The 25873-nt window shown below is 59.1% G+C and carries 23 protein-coding genes; 7 read left to right on the top strand and 16 right to left on the bottom strand.

What is annotated here, in order from left to right:
- Positions 1-161: 161 nt before the first annotated feature.
- Together lysS and SBC1_RS05850 are read left to right on the top strand one after the other, a co-directional pair.
- Positions 162-1688 carry a lysine--tRNA ligase gene (gene lysS, locus SBC1_RS05855; RefSeq protein WP_165088499.1) on the top strand — a complete coding sequence of 509 codons (1527 nt, stop codon included), beginning with the start codon at positions 162-164 and terminating at the stop codon, positions 1686-1688.
- A gap of 316 nt (positions 1689-2004) precedes the next feature.
- Positions 2005-2742, top strand: coding sequence for a glycine zipper 2TM domain-containing protein (locus SBC1_RS05850; protein ID WP_165088495.1), 738 nt, complete (start codon positions 2005-2007; stop codon positions 2740-2742).
- Between the two features lie 106 nt (positions 2743-2848).
- On the opposite strand, the gene iscX is transcribed toward SBC1_RS05850, so the two are convergent.
- From iscX to SBC1_RS05800, 10 genes are all read right to left on the bottom strand, one after another.
- Positions 2849-3046, bottom strand: coding sequence for a Fe-S cluster assembly protein IscX (gene iscX, locus SBC1_RS05845; RefSeq protein WP_047896467.1), 198 nt, complete (start codon positions 3044-3046; stop codon positions 2849-2851).
- Positions 3047-3082: 36 nt separating this feature from the next.
- Positions 3083-3424 carry an ISC system 2Fe-2S type ferredoxin gene (gene fdx, locus SBC1_RS05840; protein ID WP_031363897.1) on the bottom strand — a complete coding sequence of 114 codons (342 nt, stop codon included), beginning with the start codon at positions 3422-3424 and terminating at the stop codon, positions 3083-3085.
- A 54-nt stretch (positions 3425-3478) separates the two neighbouring features.
- Positions 3479-5344 carry a Fe-S protein assembly chaperone HscA gene (hscA, locus tag SBC1_RS05835; RefSeq protein ID WP_165088492.1) on the bottom strand — a complete coding sequence of 622 codons (1866 nt, stop codon included), beginning with the start codon at positions 5342-5344 and terminating at the stop codon, positions 3479-3481.
- A gap of 51 nt (positions 5345-5395) precedes the next feature.
- The gene (gene hscB, locus SBC1_RS05830; RefSeq protein WP_165088489.1) at positions 5396-5920 is read right to left on the bottom strand and encodes a Fe-S protein assembly co-chaperone HscB; all 525 of its coding nucleotides are present in this window, start codon (positions 5918-5920) and stop codon (positions 5396-5398) included.
- A 110-nt stretch (positions 5921-6030) separates the two neighbouring features.
- Complete coding sequence (gene iscA, locus SBC1_RS05825) at positions 6031-6354, bottom strand: iron-sulfur cluster assembly protein IscA (RefSeq protein WP_165088486.1); 324 nt, start codon at positions 6352-6354, stop codon at positions 6031-6033.
- Positions 6355-6516: 162 nt separating this feature from the next.
- Positions 6517-6945 carry a Fe-S cluster assembly scaffold IscU gene (gene iscU / locus SBC1_RS05820; RefSeq protein ID WP_031363893.1) on the bottom strand — a complete coding sequence of 143 codons (429 nt, stop codon included), beginning with the start codon at positions 6943-6945 and terminating at the stop codon, positions 6517-6519.
- A 93-nt stretch (positions 6946-7038) separates the two neighbouring features.
- Positions 7039-8262, bottom strand: a complete 1224-nt coding sequence (locus tag SBC1_RS05815; RefSeq protein ID WP_165088483.1) for an IscS subfamily cysteine desulfurase — start codon at positions 8260-8262, stop codon at positions 7039-7041.
- Between the two features lie 112 nt (positions 8263-8374).
- Positions 8375-8902, bottom strand: coding sequence for a Fe-S cluster assembly transcriptional regulator IscR (gene iscR, locus SBC1_RS05810; protein ID WP_047896460.1), 528 nt, complete (start codon positions 8900-8902; stop codon positions 8375-8377).
- A 152-nt stretch (positions 8903-9054) separates the two neighbouring features.
- Positions 9055-9537 (bottom strand): low molecular weight protein-tyrosine-phosphatase, encoded by a 483-nt coding sequence (locus SBC1_RS05805; protein WP_165088480.1) that lies wholly within the window; start codon positions 9535-9537, stop codon positions 9055-9057.
- A gap of 165 nt (positions 9538-9702) precedes the next feature.
- Positions 9703-9945 carry a hypothetical protein gene (locus tag SBC1_RS05800; protein ID WP_165088478.1) on the bottom strand — a complete coding sequence of 81 codons (243 nt, stop codon included), beginning with the start codon at positions 9943-9945 and terminating at the stop codon, positions 9703-9705.
- Positions 9946-10223: 278 nt separating this feature from the next.
- Between SBC1_RS05800 and SBC1_RS39600 the strand changes: the two genes are divergently transcribed.
- The gene (locus tag SBC1_RS39600) at positions 10224-10766 is read left to right on the top strand and encodes a hypothetical protein (protein ID WP_206366018.1); all 543 of its coding nucleotides are present in this window, start codon (positions 10224-10226) and stop codon (positions 10764-10766) included.
- Positions 10767-10946: 180 nt separating this feature from the next.
- Positions 10947-11744 carry an IclR family transcriptional regulator gene (locus SBC1_RS05790; RefSeq protein WP_165088473.1) on the top strand — a complete coding sequence of 266 codons (798 nt, stop codon included), beginning with the start codon at positions 10947-10949 and terminating at the stop codon, positions 11742-11744.
- Positions 11745-11850: 106 nt separating this feature from the next.
- On the opposite strand, the gene pbpG is transcribed toward SBC1_RS05790, so the two are convergent.
- Both pbpG and SBC1_RS05780 read right to left on the bottom strand, forming a co-directional pair.
- The gene (gene pbpG, locus SBC1_RS05785) at positions 11851-13047 is read right to left on the bottom strand and encodes a D-alanyl-D-alanine endopeptidase (protein WP_165088470.1); all 1197 of its coding nucleotides are present in this window, start codon (positions 13045-13047) and stop codon (positions 11851-11853) included.
- 453 nt (positions 13048-13500) lie between these two features.
- Positions 13501-14460 carry a histone deacetylase gene (locus SBC1_RS05780; RefSeq protein ID WP_165088466.1) on the bottom strand — a complete coding sequence of 320 codons (960 nt, stop codon included), beginning with the start codon at positions 14458-14460 and terminating at the stop codon, positions 13501-13503.
- Positions 14461-14778: 318 nt separating this feature from the next.
- Between SBC1_RS05780 and SBC1_RS05775 the strand changes: the two genes are divergently transcribed.
- Positions 14779-15351 carry a phasin family protein gene (locus SBC1_RS05775; protein ID WP_165088462.1) on the top strand — a complete coding sequence of 191 codons (573 nt, stop codon included), beginning with the start codon at positions 14779-14781 and terminating at the stop codon, positions 15349-15351.
- Between the two features lie 54 nt (positions 15352-15405).
- Here SBC1_RS05775 and SBC1_RS05770 read toward each other — a convergent pair whose 3' ends face one another.
- The 4 genes from SBC1_RS05770 to aceE all read right to left on the bottom strand — a co-directional run bounded on the left by SBC1_RS05770 (position 15406) and on the right by aceE (position 22367).
- Positions 15406-15579 (bottom strand): hypothetical protein, encoded by a 174-nt coding sequence (locus SBC1_RS05770; RefSeq protein WP_165088459.1) that lies wholly within the window; start codon positions 15577-15579, stop codon positions 15406-15408.
- Positions 15580-15590: 11 nt separating this feature from the next.
- Positions 15591-17699 carry a dihydrolipoyl dehydrogenase gene (gene lpdA, locus SBC1_RS05765; RefSeq protein WP_165088456.1) on the bottom strand — a complete coding sequence of 703 codons (2109 nt, stop codon included), beginning with the start codon at positions 17697-17699 and terminating at the stop codon, positions 15591-15593.
- Between the two features lie 222 nt (positions 17700-17921).
- Positions 17922-19580, bottom strand: a complete 1659-nt coding sequence (aceF, locus tag SBC1_RS05760; protein ID WP_165088452.1) for a dihydrolipoyllysine-residue acetyltransferase — start codon at positions 19578-19580, stop codon at positions 17922-17924.
- 87 nt (positions 19581-19667) lie between these two features.
- Positions 19668-22367, bottom strand: coding sequence for a pyruvate dehydrogenase (acetyl-transferring), homodimeric type (aceE, locus tag SBC1_RS05755; protein WP_165088449.1), 2700 nt, complete (start codon positions 22365-22367; stop codon positions 19668-19670).
- 307 nt (positions 22368-22674) lie between these two features.
- Here aceE and fixL point away from each other — a divergent pair, with 307 nt between their 5' ends.
- The gene (fixL, locus tag SBC1_RS05750; RefSeq protein WP_165088444.1) at positions 22675-25203 is read left to right on the top strand and encodes an oxygen sensor histidine kinase FixL; all 2529 of its coding nucleotides are present in this window, start codon (positions 22675-22677) and stop codon (positions 25201-25203) included.
- Positions 25200-25847, top strand: a complete 648-nt coding sequence (gene fixJ, locus SBC1_RS05745) for an oxygen response regulator transcription factor FixJ (protein ID WP_165088441.1) — start codon at positions 25200-25202, stop codon at positions 25845-25847. Before fixL ends, fixJ begins: the two co-directional genes overlap by 4 nt.
- Positions 25848-25873 lie beyond the last annotated feature (26 nt).

Genomic DNA, 25873 nt, shown 5'->3' with positions numbered 1-25873 from the left:
CATCGCTAATATTTGCGACCATCCGTGTGGCCTGTGTTTCTCCGTTGTGTCTCTACGCTATGTTTCAACGCTAAAGTTCACGCGGCGAAACGCAAACAACTCGGACGCAGCATCAGTCCCACGACCAAGCCGCATTCATCGCACTCAAAGCCAAACACATCATGACCGAACCGACTCAGCCGGGCGCAGCTCCCGAACTGGAAGAAAACCAGATCCTCGCCGAGCGTCGCGACAAACTCCGCGCGTTGCGCGAGCAGGGAATTGCGTATCCGAACGATTTCCGGCCAACGCACCAAGCCGCCGCGCTGCAATCCGACTACGCCGATAAAGACAAGGACGCGCTCGAAGCCGAGCCGCTGCAAGTCGCGGTTGCGGGCCGGATGATGTTGAAACGTGTCATGGGTAAGGCCAGCTTTGCGACGGTGCAAGACGGCAGCGGCCAGATCCAGTTCTTCATCACGCCCGCCGACGTCGGCCAGGAAGTCTACGACGCGTTCAAAAAGTGGGACCTGGGCGACATCATCGCGACAAAGGGTGTTTTGTTCCGCACGAACAAGGGCGAACTGTCCGTTCGATGCACGGAACTGCGCCTGCTGACCAAAGCGCTGCGCCCTCTTCCCGATAAATTTCATGGGCTCGCCGATCAGGAAATGCGTTATCGGCAACGGTATGTTGACCTGATCGTGACGCCGGAAACGCGTCAGACGTTTATTGCGCGCACGAAGGCGTTCGCGTCGATCCGCAGCTTCATGGCGAAGGCTGATTTCATGGAAGTGGAAACGCCGATGCTGCACGCGATTCCCGGCGGCGCTACGGCGAAGCCGTTCGTCACGCATCACAACGCTCTCGACATGCAAATGTTCCTGCGTATCGCGCCGGAACTGTATTTGAAGCGGCTGGTGGTGGGCGGTTTCGAACGCGTGTTCGAAATCAACCGGAATTTCCGTAACGAAGGGGTGTCGCCGCGACATAACCCCGAGTTCACGATGATGGAGTTCTACGCCGCGTACACGGACTACACGTGGATGATGGACTTCACCGAAGCGCTGATCCGCCAAGCGGCCGTCGATGCGCGCGGCAACGCGAACATTGTGTATCAAGGGCGTGAACTGGATTTGTCAAAGCCGTTCCATCGGTTGACGATCTGCGAAGCGATCCAGAAATACGCGCCGCAATACACAAACGAACAACTCGCCGATGCCGCGTTCCTGCGCACTGAGTTGAAGAAGTTCGGTGTCGATGCATCGCAGCCGCAGTTTTTGAACGCGGGCGTTGGGTCGTTGCAGCTCGCGCTCTTCGAAGAAACCGCGGAATCTCAATTGTGGGAGCCGACGTTTATTGTCGACTATCCGCTGGAAGTCTCGCCGTTGGCGCGGGCGTCGGATACGGCTCCGGGCATAACTGAACGCTTCGAGTTGTTCATTGTGGGCCGCGAAATCGCGAACGGCTTCTCGGAGTTGAACGACCCCGAAGATCAGGCCGCGCGGTTCCAGAAACAAGTCGACCAGAAAGATGCCGGCGACGAGGAAGCCATGTTCTACGACGCCGACTACATTCGCGCGCTGGAGCACGGCATGCCGCCGACGGGTGGCTGCGGAATCGGTATCGACCGGCTGGTCATGCTGTTGACCGACAGTCCGAGTATCCGCGACGTCATCCTGTTCCCGCATCTGCGGCGCGAAGACTGATTCAAGGGATATCTGGACGATTTGTAAAAAAGGCGCGAAAGCGCCTTTTTTTCGTCCCGAAGAAACGCCGAATTTGTAACTTTAGGTAAAAAGCATCGACCAAGACTTCCGTTCAACGCGGGTCTCATCTGGAAAACCCTTAAAAAACAAGGCTGCCCGACGCATCTTCGACCCGGTGCGTTTCTTGCATCTGGTGGATGCCTGGAAACGTTACAAATTGACAAACCTTACGCTTCAGATTGTTCGACACTGCTCTCGTGAGCAACGTCAGACCCGTATTGATGACACCACTCTGCCTTGAGACGGAGGTCCAAAAATGGATAACAGTAACAACATGACCACATCGAGTTCACCCAACCCCGGCGCACCGCGCGGGCGCAAGATTCATCCGCTGGTGGCAACCGCCGCGGGCGCGGTGATCGTTGCCAGTCTTGCTGCCACGGCAGCGGTCACCGGACTGTTCCCGAAAGCGTCGAGCACGTCGCCAACCAACGATCAGACGCAAGCCGCGCAAGTAGCGACACAACCGGCCGAGCCTACCGTTGCTCAGCAACAGCAAGCGCAGCAGGAGCAGCTTGCTCAAGAACAAGCGCAGCAGCAAGCTCAGCAGCGCGCGGCAGCCCAAGCAGCCCAGCAGCAGCAACAAGCTGCGCCCCAAGTGGCGCAACAGCCTGTACAGCAGCCCAACTACGCACAGCAGCAGCCCACCCAACCCGCGTATTGCTCGAGTTGCGGTACGGTAGAAGCAATCTCGGCCGTACGGCATGAAGGCCAGGGAACCGGCATCGGTGCAGTAGGCGGCGCGGTTGCGGGCGGCCTTATCGGTAATCAGTTTGGACGCGGCGGCGGTCGAACGGGCATGACGATTCTCGGCGCACTCGGTGGTGGTTTGGGCGGTAATGCGGTCGAAAAACACCTGCGCAGCACCACCGATTATTCGGTGCGCGTGCACATGGAAAGCGGCAAGACGCGTTACTTCACATATCACCAGGCGCCTCCGTTCAACCAGGGTCAGCGCGTGCGTATCGAAAACGGCACACTGGTTGCAGGCTAAGGTGTAGTCCGCATTCAAACCAGCGCACAACGCAAAACGGCGATTCCGAATGGAATCGCCGTTTTATCTCGTTCGTAACGCTTTGGCCTAAGGAAATTAGCCGGATTCAATAATCCGCGTCTTCAATCCACGCCGCCTGGATCGCTTCGAGAATCTTCTCGTTGGAACGCTCGGGGTCGTCGTCGAATCCCGGCAGCTCCGTCACCCAGCGATGCAAATCCGTAAATCGCACGAATTGCGGATCGACGTTCTGATGCGTGTCGGTCAGTGCCATCGCGATATCCTGCGTGTCTGTCCACTTCATGGCGAGCGCTCCTGTCTCGTGATCGCTGATTTAAGTTCAGTGATTCTCTTTGGCGTGATTGATGGTGTAGCGCGGGAGCTCGACAACCAGATCCTCGTCTGCCGGCACCATCGCCTGACATGATAACCGTGACGTCGGCTCAAGTCCCCAGGCCTTATCGAGCAAATCGTCCTCGTCTTCTTCCGACGGCACAAGCGCGTTGAAACCCTCACGAATAATCACGTGGCACGTCGTGCACGCGCACGATTTTTCGCACGCATGTTCAATCTCGATGCCGTTGTCCAACAGGTTGTCGCAAATGCTCTTCGACGTATCCGCGTCGATCACAGCGCCATCAGGACACAATTCAACGTGGGGTAATACTACGATCTGAGGCATGAATTTCTTTCCGTTCTTTGTACGTGAGAGGCTCGGTGAATGATCAGACTTCGATCAGACTTCGTCGAGCCTGCGGCCGGCCAGCGCGCGGCGAATGCTCTTGTTCATGCGACGGGCAGCGAATTCATCGGTGGCGGCGGCAAGCTCCTTCGTCGCCGTTTCAATGGCATCAACACTGTCCCCGCCCGTGACCGCCGCGAGCTTGACGATCAGCGCTTCAATGTTGGTTCGCTCCGCTTCGTCCAGCAATTCGCCGTCAACGCCGAGCGCCGCCTGCGATGCTTCTACCAGGCGTTGCGCGTCGACCTGAGCCTCGCGCAATGCGCGAGCGCGCATGTCGACTTCGGCGGTCGTGAAGCTTTCTTCCAGCATGCGCGCGACGTCGTCATCGGCGAGGCCGTAGGATGGTTTTACGACCACCGACGCTTCTACTCCCGACAACTGCTCACGCGCGAACACGGACAACAACCCGTCCGCGTCTACCTGGTACGTCACGCGAATACGCGCAGCACCGGCGGCCATGGCGGGAATGCCCCTTAACTCGAAGCGCGCGAGCGAACGGCAGTCCGAGACCAGCTCGCGCTCGCCTTGCACGACGTGGATGGCCATCGCCGTCTGGCCGTCTTTGAAGGTGGTGAAATCCTGAGCGCGCGCGACCGGAATGGTCGAGTTGCGCGGGATGATTTTCTCGGTTAATCCGCCCATGGTCTCAACGCCCAGCGACAGCGGAATGACATCGAGCAGCAGCCAGTCATCGCCTTCACCGCGACGATTTCCCGCCAGCAAGTCCGCCTGGATGGCGGCACCGAGCGCCACGACCTGATCGGGATCGAGATTGGTCAACGGCGGCTGGCCGAAATACGTTTCCACCGCGCGGCGGATCACCGGCATGCGCGTGGCGCCACCGACGAGCACCACACCCTTGATCTCGGCCGGCGCCACCTTGGCGTCGCGCAAGGCCTTGCGCGTGGGAGTCAAGGTGCGGGCGACCAGTGCTTCAGTCAGCGTGGCGAAGTCGCTTTCGGAGACCGTGAAATCGATTTGCTGATCGTCGGACAACGTGGCCTGAATGGTGGCCTCAGATGTACTCGACAGCGCTTCCTTGGCCGTTCGCACGCGGTCCAGCAACAGCCGCACGTCTTCCGGCGTAGCGGGCGTTACCTTGGATTTCACCAGCACGTGCCGATACAACGCCGCATCGAAATCGTCGCCGCCGAGCGCTGAATCGCCGCCCGCTGCGAGCACTTCGAACACACCTTTGGTGAGCTTGAGAATCGACAAATCGAAGGTGCCGCCGCCCAGGTCATACACGGCGTACAACCCTTCCGAAGCATTGTCCAGCCCGTACGCAATCGCCGCGGCGGTCGGTTCGTTCAACAGGCGCAGCACGTTCAAACCGGCTAGTTTCGCGGCGTCTTTGGTGGCTTGCCGCTGGGCTTCATCGAAGTACGCGGGCACCGTGATCACCGCGCCGACCAGCTCGTCGGCAAGCGTGTCTTCCGCGCGATATCGCAGCGTGGCGAGAATTTCTGCCGATACTTCCACCGGACTTTTCACGCCGTCGATGGTGCGAATCTGCACCATGCCGGGCGCATCGACGAAATCGTACGGCGCGTTCTCCGCCCCTTCCACTTCGCTTTTGCCGCGGCCCATGAAGCGCTTTACCGACACAATGGTGTTGCGCGGATCGAGCGCCGCTTCTTCCTTCGCCACGCGGCCGATACGCCGGCCGCCCTTCTCCAGATACCGGACCACCGACGGCAGCAGGTAATGGCCGTCTTCGTCGGGCAGCACTTCAGCCACGCTGTTGCGCACGGCGGCAACCAGCGAATTGGTCGTACCAAGGTCGATGCCCACAGCTACCCGCCGCTGATGCGGCGCCGGAGCCATGCCGGGTTCTGAAATTTGCAGTAAAGCCATCGTTGATCTATTGGGGGTTGGTGTCGTCTGGTTTTATATACGGCGTCAGGGTCAGTCGAGCTTCTCGATCTGCGCGCCGATCTCGCTCGCCACGCGTTCTATGAACATCAGCTGGCGCACGGCTTCGCTCGCCGCCTGGTCCGCGTGGCTGTCGATCAGCGCGGCCAGTTTTCCGAATCGGATACGTTCCTGATCGCGCAGCTCATGAAGCAAGGCTTCGAGCGCGCCAAGATTTTTGGCGTCCGCCGCGTCCTCTATGTTTTCGCGCCATTCCATTTGCTGCATCAGGAAGGCGGGTTCCATCGCGGTATTGTTCTCCGCGTCGGCATGCACGCCGCGCAGCGACAACATATAGGTTGCCCGCTTCAGCGGATCGCGCAGCGTCTGATACGCCTCGTTCGTCCGCGTGGCCCACTGCATCGCAACGCGTTTTTGCGCATCGCCAGCGGCCGCAAAACGATCGGGATGAACCTGTGCCTGCACCGTGCGATACGCGTCATCGAGCTTTTTAGCATCGATGGCGTAGGTCGGCGGGAGGTCGAACAGATCGAAGTGACTGTCGTTGAGCGTTGCCATGTTGAAAATGAGTGAAAGATCAGCAGAAGCAGGACTAAGAGAGACTTCTAAACCGGCGGTACTAAAGAAAAAGGCGGCACGCGCCGCCTCTTTGTTGTTCTTGCGCCGCGCTATACGCGAAACGACTCGCCGCAACCGCACTCGTCTTTCACGTTCGGGTTATTGAACTTGAACCCTTCGTTCAGCCCTTCGCGCGCAAAATCCAGCTCGGTGCCGTCGATATAAGCCAGGCTCTTCGGATCGACAATGATCTTCACGCCGGCCGACTCGAACACCTGGTCTTCCGGGGCGAGTTCGTCCACATACTCGAGCTTGTAAGCGAGGCCCGAGCAGCCGGTTGTGCGCACGCCGACGCGCAGGCCAACGCCCTTGCCGCGTCGAACCAGATATTTCTGCACGTGTTGTGCTGCCTTGTCCGTCAACGTGATTGCCATAGTCTCTCATCAGCAGCCGCTCGTCTGGAGTCAATCATTTCTCCGGTCGCCACGCTGCAGCCTTGCTTTGAATCGAAAACCAGAGCGCCGGCGGATAACTAACAATCCAAGCCAATAACCCAAGCGCCCTTCCCGAAACCCGATTGCTCGCTACCTACCCGCTTAAGCCGCGTGTTGCTTCGCTTCAGCCGGAGCAGCTTCCGCCGTACTCGCGCCATGACGTTGCTTATAGTCAGCGACGGCAGCCTTGATTGCGTCTTCGGCCAGGATGGAACAGTGAATCTTCACCGGCGGCAGTGCCAGTTCTTCAGCAATGTGCGTGTTCTTGATGGTCAGCGCCTGATCCAGCGTCTTGCCCTTCACCCACTCAGTCACGAGCGAGCTGGAAGCAATAGCCGAACCGCAGCCATACGTCTTGAACTTCGCATCTTCAATCACGCCATCCGCGCCCACGCGGATCTGCAGCTTCATCACGTCGCCGCATGCCGGCGCACCAACCATGCCGGTGCCTACCGTGTCGTCGTCCTTGCCGAACGAACCGACATTGCGCGGGTTTTCGTAGTGGTCCAGAACCTTGTCGCTATAAGCCATGATCAAACTCCTTGAATTCGTATGCGTGTGCGTTCGCGTGTATGTTCTAACGTGAGCGCAAATGAGCCGCCGACACAGCGGCCAACCAGGCGCTTAATGCGCAGCCCACTGGATCGACGAAATGTCGATACCGTCCTTATGCATTTCCCAAAGCGGCGACAGATCACGCAACTTCTGAATCTTGCTCTTCAACAAGTTGATCACGTAATCGACGTCCTGCTCGGTCGTGAAGCGGCCGACCGTAAAACGGATCGAGCTGTGCGCGAGTTCGTCGTTGCGACCCAGCGCCCGCAGCACATAAGACGGTTCCAACGAAGCCGACGTACATGCAGAACCCGACGATACCGCCACGTCCTTGACCGCCATGATCAACGACTCGCCTTCGACGAAGTTAAAGCTGATGTTGAGGTTATGCGGCACGCGGAGATCCATGTCTCCGTTCACATAAACCTCTTCCATATCTTGCAAGCCCTTCAGCAAGCGATCGCGCAACATGCGGACCCGCTCGTTTTCCACGGCCATTTCTTCACGCGCGATCCGGAAAGCCTCGCCCATGCCGACGATCTGGTGCGTGGCCAGCGTGCCCGAACGCATGCCGCGCTCGTGACCGCCGCCGTGCATCTGCGCTTCAATGCGGATCCGCGGCTTGCGACGTACGAACAACGCGCCAATACCCTTGGGGCCATACGTCTTGTGAGCCGAAAACGACATCAGGTCGACCTTCTGCTTTTGCAGATCGATCTCGATCTTGCCTGTCGCTTGCGCCGCATCGACGTGAAATATGATGCCCTTCGAACGCGTGATCTCGCCGATCGCGGTCACGTCCTGGATCACGCCGATTTCGTTGTTCACGCTCATCACCGAGACCAGAATGGTGTCCGGGCGGATAGCTGCCTGAAGCTTGTCCAGGTCGAGCAAACCGTCGTCCTTCACATCCAGGTACGTGACTTCGAAACCTTCGCGTTCGAGTTCACGACAGGTATCGAGCACGGCCTTGTGCTCGGTCTTCACCGTGATGATGTGCTTACCTTTGCTCTTGTAGAAATGCGCCGCGCCCTTGATGGCGAGGTTGTCCGATTCGGTGGCGCCCGACGTCCAGATGATTTCGCGCGGGTCGCAATTGACCAGCTTCGCGACGTTCTCGCGCGCCTCTTCGACCGCCCGCTCCGCATCCCAGCCATATTGATGGCTACGCGATGCCGGGTTGCCGAACTGCTCGCGCAGATACGGAATCATCTTGTCCACCACGCGCGGATCGACCGGGGTCGTGGCGCTGTAGTCCATGTAAATGGGCAGGTGGGGAATGTCGTTGTTCATCAGTTGCTCCGGGGATTTAACTCAATTGGCTCGTTCAAGGCGAGACGGCCGCGGTATCGAATAAATGCATGAATGAATGCACGAATAAACACTCGAATGCACGCGGCAGCCGTCAGCCGGCCAGGTTGAAAACGGAATTCGGTCCTTTCGGCGCTACGCGCACAGGCTCCACGCCCGCCGATTCGGCACGCCGGTCGCGCAACACCGCTGGCGATCCTTCACGTGCGCGCTGCTGGTCGACGAGATCTTTCAGCGAGACCGAGTCGAGATACTCGACCATCTTCTGATTGAGCGTAGACCAGAGTTCGTGGGTCATGCAGTGACCGTCGTGCTGCTTGGTGCCTTCGCAAGCACCCTTGCCACCGCATTGCGTGGCGTCGATAGGCTCGTCCACCGCAATAATGATGTCCGCCACCGTGACGTTCTCGGCACGGCGCGCGAGATTGTATCCGCCACCCGGACCGCGCACCGACTCGACGATCTCGTGCCGGCGCAACTTGCCGAACAACTGCTCGAGATAGGACAACGAGATATGCTGGCGCTGGCTGATTCCTGCCAGCGTCACCGGGCCCTGCTCCTGGCGCAAAGCCAAGTCGATCATCGCCGTGACGGCGAAACGGCCTTTCGTGGTGAGTCTCATAATTTGTAAGCTACCGGGGACTACGGCTAATACTGGATGATTTTGGTCAAGTATAAATAGCCTACGGATTTAGTCAAGTATCTACAGGCCATTTTCTTAGGAAAATGCTGAGAATATTGTGCTGGATGAAGCTTGCTTTCGAATGCCGGACATCACGCCACCAATTGTGTGCGAAGCGCTCTCAGCAGGCCTTCGCAGGCATCCTCGCACTGATCGAGCACACGCTCGAAGCCTTCGTCGCCACCAAAATAAGGGTCGACGACCACGCGGCTGTCATCGCGGGTCGCGAATTCCATCAGCAACCGGATCTTGTCGCGATACTCTGGCGGACACACTTCGGTCAGTGCGGCGGCGTTTGCGTCGTCCATCGCGATAAGCAGATCGAAGCGGGCGAAATCTTCGTGGCTGATCTGCCGGCCGCGCAGCGGCGACAAGTCATAACCACGTTTCCTGGCAGCGCTCTGGGCGCGGTCGTCGGGCGGCTGGCCGATATGCCAATCGCCGGTACCGGCGGAATCCACCACGATCTTGTCAGATAGCCTTGCCCGGCCCACCTGATGCAGCATCACCGCTTCGGCGCTCGGCGAACGGCAGATATTGCCCAGGCACACAAAACAGACGGCGATAGTGTTCATCAGGTTCCTGGCATCGATTGGCTTGAGCAAGCACTTCAGCGAAATTCGCAGCTCGGCTGCGCCGGCTCGACCAGACAAATCCGCGCAACGCAACTCTGAATTATACAAAGGACGCCGTTGGCGCGCCCAAGCGGCCCCGCCGTCGTAGCCTTACCGATTGCCCCCTCAGAACGTCTGCGAAACAGCCGTAGCTGACGTCCCATTAGCCGGTCGATACGCGTTGGCAGCGTTATCCGACCCGACTAGTCCCAGCGAAATCGCACGCGCGAATTCCGCGCTGACACTGGCAGCGCTTTGCGGGTGGGGTGCTGCAGTCCCGGAAACCGGGTGGATTGCATGACAGTAGCCCGCGAGTGCGAGCGGCACGAGCATCGCGATGGGCCAGTAGGTCGATATTGTCTTTTTCATTTTCAAACCCCTTCTCAGGTCCTGTGGGCTGACGGGCCCACTTCCGGACATTTCGAATTTTAAGGGTTTGTCCTTAACCCATAAAGATGCCTCAGCACAAAGCATTGTTGCATCCCTGTCAACAGCGTATGCCGCGTCACCGTTGTGTTTGCTGGTCATGAGCGATTCCTGCCGCGTCCACTCTGTTACCGCGGAGATAAATCCTTACAAAATTCTTGCGACATTCACTCCGTGAAACTGTCAGATACGGTAACTAGTTAACCAATGTCTTCCCGCTCATGATGAAACTCGCAGTTACAGGCCTGATCCTCGCTTCGTCCGCCTTAGTAGCGGGCTGCGCCGTCTACCCAGACGGCACGCCCGCTTACGCGACTGGCGGCGGCTATTCCGCTTATCCCGCCCCTGGCTACCCCGCAGGCTACGAAGCCGCGCCCCCGGGCTACGAAGCCAGTTATGGCTACGGAGCGCCGGTTGTTCAGTCGGGTGTGATCATCGGCGGTGGTGGCGGATATTACGGCGGCCCAGGCCCGCGCTATTGGAATGACGGCCCTGGTTATCGCCGCCCGCCGCCTCAGGGTGGCTGGGGCGACCGAGGCGGCAATCGCGGTAACCAGGGAGGGAATGGAGGCGGCGATCGGGGCGGTCATGGCGGCCCGCAAGCGGGCGGACCACAAGGGGGCAGGCCGCAGCAGCCGCAGGCGGGCAATCCGGGCCGGCCCGCACCCGCGCCGCAGGCGCAGCAGTCGCGTGGATCAACGCCGTATGTCGGCCGTTCGCTCTGGGGCAAGCAGCCTGCACAACAACCCGAGAACAATCACTAGACCCTCTGCCCGCCCGCTTGCACTCGACGCCGCCCGAACTCTTTCCACGTTTCGGGCGGTTTTGTTGTCTGCAGAAAATCTGACATGGCCGGGGCAACCGTGCCGCTGAGTCTTTCGCACTTTTCACAATACGAGATACAATCATTATTCCGCTGTTTGACGTATCAACTGATTTTCTCCATGAGCGATACGAACCCGGAATCCCGAACGTCCATACAAGTGATCGAGCGCATGATGCGCTTGCTCGACGCGCTCGCCGCGCACACCGACCCGGTCAGCCTGAAAGAACTTTCACATAGCACGTCGCTGCATCCGTCCACCGCGCATCGCATCCTGAACGACATGGTGACGTGTCGCCTGGTCGACCGATCAGACCCCGGCACGTATCGGCTTGGCATGCGGCTGCTCGAGCTTGGCAATCTGGTCAAGGCGCGGCTCTCCGTGCGCGAGGCCGCCATGCCGCCCATGCGCGAACTGCATCGCCAGACAGGTCAGACTGTCAATCTCTCGGTGCGTCAAGGCGATGAGATCGTCTATATAGAACGAGCTTATTCGGAACGCTCCGGTATGCAGGTCGTGCGAGCGATCGGCGGCCGTGCGCCGCTGCACCTTACGTCGGTGGGAAAACTCTTTCTCGCGGCGGACGAATCCTCTCGCGTGCGCGCGTATGCCACGCGCACCGGCCTCTCCGGCCACACGCAGAACAGCATCACGGATATCGGCAAGCTCGAGCGCGAATTGTCATTCGTGCGCAGCCAGGCATGCGCCCGCGATAACGAGGAACTGGAACTGGGAGTACGCTGCATCGCCGCCGGCATCTACGACGACACCGGGCGGCTCGTCGCCGGCCTGTCGCTTTCGGCACCCGCGGACCGGCTGCAGGACTCATGGCTGAACCAATTGAGCGGCACTGCGCTGGAGATTTCGCGCTCGCTCGGATATCGCCCGGAAGCTAGCGCGGATTCGCAGCAGCGGTGACATTTTCTATGTGAGCACGACAGATTCGCAGCATTCGTAAGCGATTAAAAAACCGGCCTTATCAAACGATAAGGCCGGTTTTTTTAACACTAAGACTCAAACGGATTCAGGTACCGCCGCCGCCTGCATCAGCGCTGGTGATATGCGGCTCGCCAGCAGTCTCAGACTCGAGGAAACCGCGCAAACGGCCGGCATCGGCGAAACGCGAATACTTGCCTGACGAATCAAGCAAGACCATCACGACCGGACGGCCGTGAATAGTCGTCTGCATCACCATGCATTCGCCAGCTTCGTTAATGAAACCGGTCTTCTGCAAGCCGATGTCCCAGCTCGGATTCCGGATCAGCGCATTCGTGCTGTTGTAGGCCAGATTGCGCTTGCCGGTAAACACGTCGTAGCTGCGATCGGTTGAGAACTTGCGGATCAGCGGGTACTGATAAGCGGCGTTCACCATCTTCACGAGATCGCGGGCGCTCGAGACATTCTGGCTCGTCAAGCCGGTCGAGTTTTCGAAGTGCGTGTCGGTCATGCCGAGCATCTTCGCTTTGGCGTTCATCGCGGCGATAAAGCCAGGACGTCCATTCGGGTAATAACGCGACAGCGCAGCGGCCGCGCGATTTTCCGACGCCATCAGCGCGATATGCAGCATGTCTTCGCGGTTGAGCTCAGAGCCAACGGAAAGCCGCGAACCCGTGAATTTCTCGTAGTCGCGATCTTCGTCGGTCACCGTGATTTCTTCGGTCAGCGGCGCCTTCGAGTCGAGCACGACCATGGCCGTCATCAGCTTCGTGATTGAAGCGATAGGCACCACGGCGCGCGAGTTTTTATCGAAGAGCGTTTCTGCTGTGTTCTGGTCCACCACGTACGCAACGCTCGAGCGCAACGCAAGGCTGTCCGGCGTCTCGTGCAGGCCGAATGCCTGGCCAACGGTCGGCGGACGCGGCTGGAACGCCACCGAACGCACGGCGGCACGGCGGCCGCGCGCGTCCATGCGGTAACTTACGCGATGCCGGCGCGCGGCGCGCGGCGCCTCGTCGTCCTGCACCGCAGCGACTTGAGCAACCTTCGCACCCTTCGCGGTGCGCGCAGCGACTTTCGATGACTTGACGGTTTTAGCTTGCGGCGCAGCGACTGCGCCTTTGGTCAGCTTCTTGGTGGATTTCGAGGTTGTGGTCTTGGCAAAAGCGTCGACCGGTGCCGCCGCGAAAGACGTCGCGAGCGCCACCGACACGGCAACCGACAGCGCAGTTCGGACTGCAACGCCGTGGATCACCCTGAGCGACGAAAACATTTCGGTTTTCATTAGTGTTCTGTTCTGGACCGGCGGGAGAGTGTCGCCAGTGTAGTAAAGCTTCGAAAAATTAGCAATATTAAGCACTTATCCGCACTACTTAAACCGGTTTGTAAGACGCGATTTATCGGAGCGAACAAATTCTGAGTTCCGATCGTAAAAAATCATCGCTGCTCGTGCAATCGTTTTCACTGCCACACGCCATTGCCGATCGTTGGCTATCAGCCCCTTATCGGCAATAGTTTGTAAAACTTGAGGAAGATTTATGACGTGCCCTCAAGGCAAAAATTTCACTAATGCTGTGGGCAGCGACAGGAAACGAAGCTTTTCGGCAAGACATGCCGATTCTCAACCGGCATTTCGACAAGGTCCGAAAGATTTTGTTCGCACAAACTTGGCAATGACGGCCGATCTCGAATGTTAACGTTGAGTTAACACATTTGGTTTACTGAGTTTCAAACCGTTTCAAATGAAATTTGCCGAACGCAGTGTATCGGGTGAGCAGGAATCGCGCCGGGCCCCGAACGCGACGGCGGCAAGCTGAATGGTCTGGAGATGGATATCGACGGTGACGTCAATGTCGCGTCCGTAACCACCGGCCATGGTTATTGCCACGGGTAGATCTCGCCTGGCCGCGGCGCTGAATACAAGGGAATCGCGTTTGGCGAGGCCATCCACGCTCAGCGCAAGGCGCCCCAGACGGTCGTCGACATGCGGATCGGCGCCTGCCAGATAGATCAGCATGACGGGTTCAAAGCGCTCGAACATAGTCGATAAAGCCCCGGAAAGCGCCTCAGCGTAGGCGTCGTCCCCGCAGCCATCGGGCAGCGCGACATCGAGATCGCCGATCTCCTTGCTAAAAGGGTAATTCGATGTGCCATGTAACGAGAGCGTGAAAACGCTAGGATCGTTCTGGAAGATGGAGGCGGTTCCGTCGCCCTGATGCACATCGAGATCGACGATCGCTATGTGCGGCATGCGCTGGCCGCCCGCCCGCGACCCGGCTTGTAGCGCCCGGGCAGCAACGGCCGCGTCGTTGAACACACAGAACCCGCCGCCGTGCGAGCTGTATGAGTGATGCGTGCCGCCCGCCAGATTCACCGCGAATCCCTCCTGGCGGGCGGCGTGACAAGCGGCGATAGTCGCCCCAACTGAGCGCCGGGAGCGCTCCACCATTTCCGGCGACCACGGAAATCCAATCTCTCGCTGCTCGCGCGCATCCAGCGCTCCGGTCGCGACGCGCTCGATGTAATCGACCGCATGAACGCGCGCCAACTCGGAATCAGCCGCGATTGGCGCTTCGTCCAGCACGACATTGGGCAGTTCGGCCTGCACCCGCTCCCGCAAAAGGTAATATTTTTGCATGGGAAACCGATGGCCGGCCGGCAGCGGCAATACAAACCGATCGCTATAAAAGGCTTTCATCGAAACGAAATTCCACTTTTCCAGAATCGAGATCAATGAATGAACGGTGCATGCGACTTCCGTTCCAAGTTGGTGCACCGTATCTCGAAATGTAGTTCCACTACAAAGAAGGACGTCCGTAAGCCGTTGTTTAATAAGCAATCGTACGATGTTGCGTCGCACAAAAAGATGCTTGACATCTTTAAGAATATGCCTAGAATAGGCTCCATGTTGCGACGCACCAATAGCTGATCGCCTCATACGGTTTCCGGATTTCCGGTCACCGCCAAAACCCCACGACCCGCGCTGATGATGGGTCGACTCTTTCAGGAGCGTGACATGACCCTTTTGACCCCGGAACAAATCGCCGCTGCAAACAAAGCTCAATTCGACACCCTCTTCGGCCTGACGAACAAGGCATTTGAAGGCCTGGAAAAGCTGCTTGAGTTGAACCTGCAAGTTGTTAAGTCGACGCTGGCCGAAAGCCAGGAAAACGCGCAACGCGTGTTGTCGGTGAAGGATGCGCAAGAACTGCTCGCACTGCAAGCCAGCCTGGCTCAGCCGGTCGCGGAAAAGGCGCTGTCCTATGGCCGTCATCTGTATGAAATCGCATCGTCGACGCAAGCGGAATTTGCCCGTGTTGCAGAAGAACAGTACGAAGACCAGAACCGCAAGGTGCAAACGCTCGTAGACAACGTCGCGAAGAACGCACCGGCAGGTTCGGAAACGGCTGTCGCCGTGATGAAGTCGGCCATCACCGCCGCCAACACCACGTACGAAACGATCCACAAGGCAAGCAAGCAAGCTGTCGAGATCGCGGAAAGCAACTTCAACGCAGCCGCTACGGCCGCCACGAAGGCTGCATCGCAAGCTACGGCTCAAGCTTCGCGCGTCGCAAAGAAGACTGTCTAAGCGAATTCATTCGCACGCGGCGGCACCGGAAGCTTCGGTGTAGCGGCGAGATGATCAGGCTGTACAAAAAGCCGTTCCAACGAAAGTCGGGACGGTTTTTTTTGTGCTCGGTTTGTGTTCTGCTTGTGCGCTATTACCCCGCAGGAATGCCACGTCCAGCGCAAACAAAACACCCGACCAAACAAAAGCGGCGCGCTCTGTGACGAACACGCCGCTTTTTTCAATCATCTAACAGCGCCCTACTTCTTGCGCTGCGGCGGCAGGTCCGTGCACACGCCTTCATACAACTCAGCGGCCATGCCGATCGATTCGCCGAGCGTCGGGTGCGGATGGATCGTCTTGCCGATGTCCTCCGCGTCCGCGCCCATCTCGATCGCGAGACACACTTCGCTGATCAGGTCGCCTGCATTCAACCCCACGATCCCGCCGCCAATGATCCGGTGCGTTTCTTCGTCGAAGATGAGCTTCGTGAAACCTTCGTCGCGGCCGTTCGCAATCGCCCGGCCCGACGCAGCCCACGGGAACGTGGCCTTGCCGTACTTGATGCCTTCGGCCTTGCACTGGTCTTCGGTCTTGCCGGCCCACGCCACTTCGGGATCGGTGTAAGCGACGGACGGAATCTGCAACGCGTCGAAGTACGACTTTTCACCGTGCGCCGCTTCCGCTGCAACGTGGCCTTCGTGCACGGCCTTGTGCGCGAGCATCGGCTGGCCAACCAGATCGCCGATAGCAAAAATATGCTCGACGTTCGTGCGCAACTGTTTGTCGACGTTGATGAAACCGCGGTCGGTCACCGCCACGCCAGCCTTGTCCGCGCCGATCTTGCCACCATTCGGGCTGCGGCCGACGGCCACGAGCACGAGGTCATAGCGTTGTGCTTCAGCCGGCGCTTTTTCGCCTTCGAAGCTCACGTATATGCCGTCGTCCTTCGCTTCCGCCTTGGTCGTCTTCGTCTTGAGCATGACGTTCGCGAAACGCTTGGCGTTGAACTTCTCCCACACCTTCACGAGGTCACGATCCGCACCAGCCATCAGGATATCGAGCATTTCGACCACATCGATTTGCGCGCCCAGCGACGCATACACCGTCGCCATTTCCAGGCCGATAATCCCGCCGCCGATCACGAGCATGCGCTTCGGGATCTGACGCAATTCGAGCGCGCCGGTTGAATCCACAACGCGCGGATCTTCCGGCATGAACGGCAGCTTCACCGCTTGCGAACCCGCTGCGATGATCGAGTTCTTGAACTGGACAACCTTCTTGCCGCCCTCGCCTTCGATCTCCATGTGATTCGGGCCGACGAACTTGCCGACGCCCGTGACCACCTGGACCTTGCGCGCCTTCGCCATACCGGCCAGCCCACCGGTCAGTTTCTTGACGACGCCCGACTTGAAGTCGCGGAGTTTGTCGAGATCGATCGTCGGTTCACCGAAGGAAATCCCGTGGTGCGCGAGTTCCTTCGCGGCGTCGGTGATCGCGGCAGCGTGAAGCAAGGCTTTCGACGGAATGCAGCCGACGTTCAGACACACGCCACCAAGCGTTTCATACCGTTCGACGATAACCGTATTCATGCCAAGATCGGCAGCGCGGAACGCGGCCGAATAACCGCCGGGGCCAGCGCCGAGCACGAGCATGTCGCATTCGATATCGGCGGAACCGGAGAACGACGCGGCTTTCGGTGCGGGTGCTGCGGTCGCTTTTTCAGCGGGTTGCGGCGCGGCGGTCTTCGGCTTTTCCTCGACTTGGCTGACACCGCCGCCCTGACCTTCGAGCGTGAGAATCACCGAGCCTTCAGAGACGTTATCGCCAATCTTGACCTTGACTTCCTTGACGGTGCCCGCTGCGGGCGACGGAACGTCCATGGTCGCTTTATCGGATTCGAGCGTGACGAGCGATTGTTCTTTCTCGACGGTGTCGCCAGCCTTCACGTGAATTTCGATAACCGGAATGTCGGTGAAATCGCCGATATCCGGCACCTTCACTTCTTGCGATCCGCCGCCTGCGGTTTTTTGTTCAGCAGGCTTGGAAGCAGCCGCTTCTTTCGGCGCGGGCGCCTCGGCTTTTGCCGCAGCGGGCGCTGCCGGTGCGGCAGGCTTTCCGCTCCCCGCGTCGGCCGTTTCCACCAACGCGATAACGGTGCCTTGCGAGACTTTATCGCCGGCTTTGACCTTGACTTCCTTGACCGTGCCGACGAGGTCGCTGGGGACTTCGATGGAGGCTTTATCGGATTCGAGGGTGAGGACGCCTTGTTCTTTTTCGATGGCGTCGCCGGCTTTGATAGTCACTTCGACGACATCGACGTCTTTGAAATCGCCGATATCGGGTACTTTAAGTTCGGTGAGACTCATGTTGTCCCCTAAGAAGGAAGCGGGCAAAACCGACGAAAACGCTTAAGCGTAGCGATTGGTTCTGCCGTCGGCAGACTTGTCTTTCTTTGCTTACTTTCTTTGGCAATTCAAAGAAAGTAAGTGCCGCCCCGCACAGGGGCGACCAGCAAAATGCAGTGCAATGCAGGTTCAATGACAAGGCTGGCGGACCACAAGAAGCGCGGGCCGCCAAGCACTAAAGAATCAAAGACTCACGCGACGGAAATCCGCCAGCACAGCAGAAAGATAGGCATTGAACCGCGCGGCCTCGGCGCCATCGATAACCCGATGATCGTAAGACAGCGACAAAGGCAGAATCAGGCGAGGTACGAACGCCTTGCCGTCCCACACCGGCTTCATCGCGCCCCGCGACAACCCCAGAATTGCCACTTCAGGCGCATTGATGATCGGCGTGAAATGCGTCCCGCCAATACCACCCAGCGACGAAATCGAGAAACATCCGCCTTGCATCTGATCCGGCTTCAGCTTGCCTTCACGTGCTGCCTTCGACAGATCGGCCATTTCGCGGGCGACATCGACGAGGCCCTTCTTGTCCGCGTCGCGAATCACCGGAACCATCAAACCGTTCGGGGTATCGGCGGCAAAACCGACGTTGTAATACTGCTTGAAGACGAGGTTATCGCCGTCGAGGCTCGCATTGAACGTCGGGAATTTCTTCAACGCGGCAACCACCGCCTTGATCACGAACGCGAGCATGGTGAACTTTACGCCGGCCTTTTCGTTTTCCTTGTTCAGCGTCACGCGAAGTGCTTCGAGGTCCGTGATATCGGCTTCGTCGTTGTTCGTGACGTGCGGAATCATGACCCAGTTGCGATGCAGGTTCGCACCCGAAATCTTCTTGATGCGCGACAGCGGCTTCGGATCGACCGGACCGAACTTCGTGAAGTCGACCTTCGGCCACGGCAGCAGATTCAACTCGCCGCCACCGGCCGGCGCTGCGGCGGCTGCCGCCGGCGCTTTACCCTGACCGCTCATCACGCCCTTCACGAACGCGGTCACGTCAGCTTGCGTGATACGGTTCTTGGGGCCCGTGCCCTTGACAGCCGCGACATCAACGCCCAGTTCGCGCGCAAATTTGCGCACGGACGGCGATGCATGGCTTGAGGTCCGCGTGCCGCCTTCGCCAGCGGGAATAGCCGGTGCGAGCGCAAGTGCGGACGGCGCTTCTTTCTGAGCAGGCGCCGATTTGGCCGGTGCATCCGAAGGCGCTTCTGTCTTCGGTGCTTCCTGCTTGGGTGCAGCGGCGGGTGTCGATCCTTCACCGCCTTCCAGCACGAGGATCAACGTGCCTTCTGAGACGTTGTCGCCGACCTTGACCTTGAGTTCCTTGACCGTGCCCGCTGCGGGCGACGGTACGTCCATGGTGGCTTTATCGGACTCGAGCGTGACGAGCGATTGCTCCTTCTCGACCTTGTCGCCGACCTTCACATTCACTTCGATGACCGGAATGTCCTTGAAGTCACCGATATCCGGCACCTTCACTTCAACCGATCCACCGCCCGAAGATGCAGCGGGCGCAGGAGCCTTCTCCTGAGCAGGCGCTTCAGCGGGTTTTTCAGCGGCCTTGGCGGTCGTAGCCGCACTCGCAGCGGCACCCGAATCAGCCGCTTCCAGCACGACGATCAACGCACCTTCCGACACGTTGTCGCCAACCTTGACCTTCACTTCCTTCACGACGCCGGCGGCCGAACTTGGCACGTCCATGGTCGCTTTATCGGATTCGAGCGTGACGAGCGATTGCTCCTTCTCGACGGTATCCCCAACTTTCACCAGCACTTCGATCACCGGAATGTCCGTGTAATCGCCGATATCCGGCACCTTGACTTCGATCGCTTGACTCATTGTTTATTGTCTCCTGGGTCGCGACGCGAAAATCGCCCTGCTTTTAGGCAAGGCGACTTCGCGCAACAACACTCGGGGGCCGATGCGTTAAACCGTCATCGGGTTGGGTTTAGCGGGGTCGAGCGCGTACTTCTTGATCGCGTCGGCAACAACCTTGCGGTCGATCGTGCCTTCATCGGCCAGGGCATTGAGCGCCGCGACGGTGACCCAGTAGCGGTCGACTTCGAAGAAATGACGCAGTTTTTCGCGCGTGTCCGAACGGCCGTAACCGTCCGTACCGAGCACGACAAACTTGTTCGGCACATAACCGCGAATCTGGTCGACGAGTGCACGCACATAATCCGTCGATGCCACCACCGGACCTTTAGCGTCCTTCAGCAGCTTCGTCACGTGCGAGACCTTGCGCTCTTCAGTCGGGTGCAGCAGGTTCCAGCGCTCGACTTGCGCGCCCTCACGTGCCAGCTCCGTAAAGCTCGGGACGCTCCAGAGATCGGCGGCGACGTTCCAGTCGTTCTTCAGCAGGTCAGCCGCGGCGATCACTTCGTTGAAGATCGTGCCCGCGCCCATCAGCTGAACGCGCGGCGCTTTTGCGTCGGCATCCGATTTGCGGAACGAGTACATGCCCTTGATGATGTCGGCTGCGACCGAATCGCCCTGCGGAATCGCCGGGTGTTCGTAGTTCTCGTTCATCACCGTGACGTAGTAATACACGTCTTCCTGATCCGCCACCATGCGACGCAAGCCGTCCTGCATGATCACCGCGAGTTCGTAACCGAAGGTCGGGTCGTAGCTCACGCAGTTCGGCACCGACGCCGCCCACATCAGCGAATGGCCGTCTTCGTGCTGCAGGCCTTCGCCGTTCAGCGTCGTCCGTCCAGCCGTACCGCCCAGCAAGAAGCCGCGCGAACGCATGTCGCCCGCTGCCCATGCCAGGTCGCCAATACGCTGGAAGCCGAACATGGAATAGAAGATGTAGAACGGGATCATGATCTCGTTGTGCGTCGAATACGACGTCGCAGCCGCGATCCAGTCACACATCCCGCCGGCTTCGTTGATCCCTTCCTGCAGGATCTGGCCGGTTTCCGATTCACGATAGAACATCAGCTGGTCGGAATCTTCCGGCACATACTTCTGGCCGTCCTGATTCCAGATACCGATCTGGCGGAACAAACCTTCCATACCGAAGGTACGCGATTCATCCGGCACGATCGGCACGATGCGTTTGCCGAGCGCCTTGTCCTTCAGCAGGATGTTGAGAATCCGCACGAACGCCATGGTCGTGGAAATCTCGCGGCCCGGACCCGTGCCCTTCAACACCGGCTCGAACGCCGACAAATCCGGCACCGGCAGCGACTCGGCTTTCTGACGGCGCGCCGGCAGATAACCACCGAGGTCCTGCCGACGAGCACGCATGTACTCGAGTTCCTTCGAACCTTCTTCGAACGTCAGGTACGGCACGTCCGCGATCTGGTCGTCAGGGATCGGCAGCTTGAACTGATCGCGGAATTTCTTCAGCTGATCCGTGTGCAGTTTTTTCTGCTGATGGGTGATGTTCATTGCCTGACCGGCTTCGCCCATGCCATAACCCTTGATGGTCTTGGCGAGGATGACGGTCGGCTGACCCTTCGTCTTCGATGCTTCGGTGTACGCCGCGTAGATCTTGTGCGGATCATGGCCGCCGCGATTCAGATTCCAGATGTCCTCGTCGGACCATTCCGCCACCATCGCCCTGAGTTCCGGCGTGTTGAAGAAATGCTCGCGCACGTAGGCGCCCGACTCCGACTTGTAGGTCTGGTATTCGCCGTCAACCACGTCCATCATCCGGCGCATCAGCGCACCGGTTCTATCGCGGGCGAAGAGCGAGTCCCAGCGGCTGCCCCACACCACCTTGATCACGTTCCAGCCGGCGCCGCGGAATTCACTTTCGAGTTCCTGGATGATCTTGCCGTTGCCGCGCACCGGGCCGTCGAGACGCTGCAGGTTGCAGTTGATCACGAAGACCAGGTTGTCGAGCCGTTCACGGCCGGCCATGCCAATCGCGCCGAGCGATTCCGGTTCGTCCGTTTCACCGTCGCCGAGGAATGCCCAGACCTTGCGGCTGCCCGCCTTGATAATGCCGCGCGCGTCCATGTACTTCATGAAACGCGCCTGATAGATCGCCATGATCGGGCCGAGGCCCATGGACACGGTCGGGAACTGCCAGAAGTCCGGCATCAGCCACGGATGCGGATATGACGAAATGCCTTCGCCGCCCACTTCCTGGCGGAAGTTATCGAGCTGGCTCTCCTTCAGCCGGCCCAGCAAGAATGCGCGCGAGTACACACCCGGCGACGAATGGCCCTGCACGAACACGAGATCACCGCCATGTTCGGGGGACGGTGCGTGCCAGAAATGGTTGAAACCCACGTCATACAGCGTGGCCGCCGACGCGAACGAAGCAATGTGCCCGCCCACGTTCGTGTCCTTGCCCGCGCGCAGCACCATGGCAATGGCGTTCCAGCGTGTGTACGAGCGGATCTTGTGTTCGATGTCCTGGTCGCCGGGAATCTTCGCCTGAGCGGCGACCGGAATGGTGTTGATGTACGGCGTGTTAGCGGAGAACGGCAGGTGTTCGCCGTGCACGCGCGCGAATTCGATCTGCTTTTCGATCAGGTAATGAGCGCGATCCGGGCCTACTGCCGAAATCACGCCGTCAAGGGCTTCCAGCCACTCGCCCGTTTCCTGGGGATCTTCGTCGTCCTTGGCGTTGGCGACATATTTCATCACTTCGTCGGGTACAGCTGACATGCTCGTCTCCTGATTTGAGGAACGCTCTGTGAACAGACGACGCGAGCCTTTAAGCCATCCGCAACACACAATTGCGGAAAACAATGAGGGTCAAGCGCGCGTGCGGCAATTCTAAAGAGCCTCAGAACGGTAACGCAAGCAATATTTCGAATCATGAGACTCAATCTCATAATGCGGAAAAATGCTGCAATGCACCGTGGGACAAGGCTCTTTTGATAGACGCGTTGGTGTCCTTGCGATCAATTGCGGGACGTTTCACGTCTTTTTACGCCATTTAACAGTGTGGCGCTGCGTTACAATTGCGCGCATGTTGACCGAACGGCTTTTCGCACGCTCGGCGCGATCGCGGGGCTTACCCAACGACTCGGCGCCGACCCGCTGGCACCACGGACCGTGGTGGTCAAACTCGTATTTGCTGACCCCACTGATTTCGATCCTGGTCTTCCTGGTCGTGATGAGCTTGATCTTGTGGAGTCTCAACCGGCGCGAGCAGCAACAGCAGGAAGACACGCTCTACCGTAACGTGGCGTGGGCGCAGCAGCAAATAAGGCTTTCCATGACGGGCGCGCAGGAGCAGATCCAGGCGTTGGCCCGTGACATCGCGTCTGGCCACGGGGACCCGCAGTCGTTCCAGAGTTCCACCGGCGACATCATGCAGGGGCATCCCGAGATCCTCTACATGAACTGGTACACGGCGCAGCACAAGCCGCGCTGGCCGAATACGCCGCTGCCCGTGCTCGGCTCGCGGCTTGCCAAGCCCACCGACGCGCAGATGGACGACGCCGTTCAGTCTGCATTCGACGAAGCCCGCACCAGCCGCCGCCAGGTCTACTCCCCGCTTCTCTACGACGATCTCGGCAACGGCTACATCACGTTGCAGACACCGGTTTATCGCGACCGTGAGTTCCTCGGATCCATTGCGGCGGTGTTTTCCATCGAGGGAATTCTCAAGCACGACATTCCCAGCGAACTCTCCGCCAAGTACAAGATTTCCATTACCGACCTGAACAATCGCGAGCTCGCCACGACCTCCAGCCGGCCGCGGCTGCCGCGCGACATGTTCTACGACCTGCCGCTCGATCCGCCGGGCCAGGGGGTATCGGTACGTGTTTATTCGTATCCGCAGCTTACGAATTTCACCAATAACACGCTCGTCTGGCTGGTCGCCGGCTTGTCTTGTTTTGTGTTGTGGAGCTTGTGGAGCCTCTGGAAACACACGCGGCAACGCTTTGAGGCACAACAAGCACTTTACGCCGAGGCGTTTTTCCGCCGCGCGATGGAAAATTCAGTGCTTATAGGTATGCGCGTGCTCGACATGCACGGCCGGATCACGCACGTGAATCCCGCGTTTTGCCGGATGACTGGCTGGGACGAGAGCGATCTGGTGTCCAAAGTGGCGCCCTTTCCGTACTGGCCGAAAGACGCGTATCCGGAAATGCAGCGGCAACTGGACATGACCTTGCGCGGCAAGGCGCCCTCGTCCGGCTTCGAATTGCGTGTGCGCCGCAAGGACGGTTCGTTCTTCCACGCGCGGCTTTATGTCTCGCCGCTTATCGATAGTTCGGGTCGGCAAACCGGCTGGATGTCGTCCATGACCGACATTACCGAGCCGCGCCGCGCCCGCGAAGATCTCGCCGCCGCGCATGAGCGATTCACCACGGTGCTGGAAAGCCTCGACGCGGCTGTCTCCGTACTTGCCGCCGACGAAGCCGAACTGCTGTTCGCGAATCGCTACTATCGGCACCTGTTCGGAATTCGTCCGGACGGACATCTCGAACTCGCGGGTGCGGGCTTCGATACGGCGCAAACGTCGTCGGACTCCATCGACATGGTCGATACCTACGCCGGCCTCCCCGCCACCGCGCTGACCGAAAGCACCTCGGACGCGCAGGAAGTGTATGTGGAGGGCATCCAGAAGTGGTTCGAAGTGCGCCGCCAATACATTCAGTGGGTGGACGGCCATCTCGCGCAGATGCAAATTGCGACCGACATCACCACGCGCAAGCAGGCGCAAGAACTCGCCGATCAGCAGGAAGAAAAGCTGCAGTTCACCAGCCGTTTGATGACAATGGGCGAAATGGCGTCGTCGTTGGCGCACGAATTGAACCAGCCTTTGGCCGCGATCAATAATTACTGTTCGGGTTGCGTCGCGCTGGTCAAATCGGGACGCATGACGCAGGACGCGCTGTTGCCCGTGCTCGAAAAAACCGCGCAGCAAGCGGTGCGCGCAGGCATGATCATCAAGCGCATTCGCGAATTCGTGAAGCGCAGCGAACCGAAACGCCAGCCTACGCGCGTGGCGGATATCGTCGCCGATGCGGTGGGTCTTGCGGAAATTGAAGCGCGCAAACGCAAGATTCGCATTCTCACTGAAATTCGCTCGCGTATGCCCGTTATCCATGTGGATCCGGTGCTGATCGAGCAAGTGCTTGTGAACTTGCTGAAAAACGCGGCAGAAGCCATGCACGATGCCAAGCCGAACGCCGTCGATCCAGTGATCCGCGTGATCGTGCAGCGGGTGGACGGCGGGTTTGTCTGCGTGAGTGTGGTGGACCAGGGGCCGGGTGTGGATGAAGCTACCGCTGAGCGCCTTTTCGAACCCTTCTACAGCACCAAGTCCGACGGTATGGGCATGGGATTGAACATTTGCCGATCGATCATTGAATCGCATCGCGGACGTCTTTGGGTGGTGAACAATATCGATGCCTCCGGCAACGTGACGGGCGCCACATTCCATTGCAGTTTGCCAATCGGAGAAGCCGAAGGTCCGGGCAGTAGCGGACCGGAAGCTCTCAGTCATCAACCCACACAACAAACTGTTACGGGAGAGCTATGAGCACAGTCACCACTCAGGAAACCGTCTTTGTCGTCGACGACGATGAAGCCGTGCGTGATTCTTTGCGCTGGCTGCTTGAAGCCAATGGCTACCGCGTCTCGTGCTTTGCGAGCGCTGAAGCGTACCTCGATGCGTACCTCCCGATCGCCCATTCCGGCGCGATCTCGTGTCTGATACTGGACGTACGGATGTCGGGCATGAGCGGTCTCGAATTGCAGGAACGGCTGATCGCAGAGAATTCGCTGCTGCCGATCATCTTCGTGACGGGTCACGGCGACGTGCCAATGGCCGTGTCGACCATGAAGAAAGGCGCGATGGATTTCATTGAAAAGCCGTTCGATGAAGCCGAGTTGCGCAAGCTGGTTGAACGCATGCTGGATAAGGCGCGTACCGAGAGTTCGAGCGTGGCGCAGCAGCGTGCGGCGGCCGAGCGGCTGGGTAAGCTCACGGCGCGGGAGCATCAGGTGCTGGAGCGGATCATCGCGGGGCGTTTGAACAAGCAGATCGCCGATGACCTTGGGATCAGCATCAAGACGGTTGAAGCGCATCGCGCGAATATCATGGAGAAGCTCTCCGTGAATACGGTTGCGGATTTGCTCAGGCTGGCACTTTCCAACAAGCCGCAGACGCAGCAAGCTCAATAAGGTTTCAGGTCTTCTCGCGGGTACGC

This window comes from Caballeronia sp. SBC1 (assembly GCF_011493005.1).
Taxonomy (GTDB): Bacteria; Pseudomonadota; Gammaproteobacteria; order Burkholderiales; family Burkholderiaceae; genus Caballeronia.
This window is presented reverse-complemented; position numbering and strand designations above follow the sequence as displayed.

Excerpts from the sequence above, each read along its gene's own strand:
- SBC1_RS05780 (WP_165088466.1), bottom strand. The coding sequence starts at position 14,460 with ATGAAAGCCTTTTATAGCGATCGGTTTGTATTGCCGCTGCCGGCCGGC.
- lysS (WP_165088499.1), top strand. The coding sequence starts at position 162 with ATGACCGAACCGACTCAGCCGGGCGCAGCTCCCGAACTGGAAGAAAAC.
- hscA (WP_165088492.1), bottom strand. The coding sequence starts at position 5,344 with ATGGCTTTACTGCAAATTTCAGAACCCGGCATGGCTCCGGCGCCGCAT.
- fdx (WP_031363897.1), bottom strand. The coding sequence starts at position 3,424 with ATGCCTCAGATCGTAGTATTACCCCACGTTGAATTGTGTCCTGATGGC.
- SBC1_RS05800 (WP_165088478.1), bottom strand. The coding sequence starts at position 9,945 with ATGAAAAAGACAATATCGACCTACTGGCCCATCGCGATGCTCGTGCCG.
- SBC1_RS05805 (WP_165088480.1), bottom strand. The coding sequence starts at position 9,537 with ATGAACACTATCGCCGTCTGTTTTGTGTGCCTGGGCAATATCTGCCGT.
- iscX (WP_047896467.1), bottom strand. The coding sequence starts at position 3,046 with ATGAAGTGGACAGACACGCAGGATATCGCGATGGCACTGACCGACACG.
- fixL (WP_165088444.1), top strand. The coding sequence starts at position 22,675 with ATGTTGACCGAACGGCTTTTCGCACGCTCGGCGCGATCGCGGGGCTTA.
- SBC1_RS05815 (WP_165088483.1), bottom strand. The coding sequence starts at position 8,262 with ATGAACAACGACATTCCCCACCTGCCCATTTACATGGACTACAGCGCC.
- pbpG (WP_165088470.1), bottom strand. The coding sequence starts at position 13,047 with ATGAAAACCGAAATGTTTTCGTCGCTCAGGGTGATCCACGGCGTTGCA.
- SBC1_RS05775 (WP_165088462.1), top strand. The coding sequence starts at position 14,779 with ATGACCCTTTTGACCCCGGAACAAATCGCCGCTGCAAACAAAGCTCAA.
- SBC1_RS39600 (WP_206366018.1), top strand. The coding sequence starts at position 10,224 with ATGATGAAACTCGCAGTTACAGGCCTGATCCTCGCTTCGTCCGCCTTA.
- fixJ (WP_165088441.1), top strand. The coding sequence starts at position 25,200 with ATGAGCACAGTCACCACTCAGGAAACCGTCTTTGTCGTCGACGACGAT.
- iscR (WP_047896460.1), bottom strand. The coding sequence starts at position 8,902 with ATGAGACTCACCACGAAAGGCCGTTTCGCCGTCACGGCGATGATCGAC.
- aceE (WP_165088449.1), bottom strand. The coding sequence starts at position 22,367 with ATGTCAGCTGTACCCGACGAAGTGATGAAATATGTCGCCAACGCCAAG.
- aceF (WP_165088452.1), bottom strand. The coding sequence starts at position 19,580 with ATGAGTCAAGCGATCGAAGTCAAGGTGCCGGATATCGGCGATTACACG.
- SBC1_RS05790 (WP_165088473.1), top strand. The coding sequence starts at position 10,947 with ATGAGCGATACGAACCCGGAATCCCGAACGTCCATACAAGTGATCGAG.
- iscU (WP_031363893.1), bottom strand. The coding sequence starts at position 6,945 with ATGGCTTATAGCGACAAGGTTCTGGACCACTACGAAAACCCGCGCAAT.
- SBC1_RS05850 (WP_165088495.1), top strand. The coding sequence starts at position 2,005 with ATGGATAACAGTAACAACATGACCACATCGAGTTCACCCAACCCCGGC.
- lpdA (WP_165088456.1), bottom strand. The coding sequence starts at position 17,699 with ATGAGTCTCACCGAACTTAAAGTACCCGATATCGGCGATTTCAAAGAC.
- SBC1_RS05770 (WP_165088459.1), bottom strand. The coding sequence starts at position 15,579 with ATGATTGAAAAAAGCGGCGTGTTCGTCACAGAGCGCGCCGCTTTTGTT.
- hscB (WP_165088489.1), bottom strand. The coding sequence starts at position 5,920 with ATGGCAACGCTCAACGACAGTCACTTCGATCTGTTCGACCTCCCGCCG.
- iscA (WP_165088486.1), bottom strand. The coding sequence starts at position 6,354 with ATGGCAATCACGTTGACGGACAAGGCAGCACAACACGTGCAGAAATAT.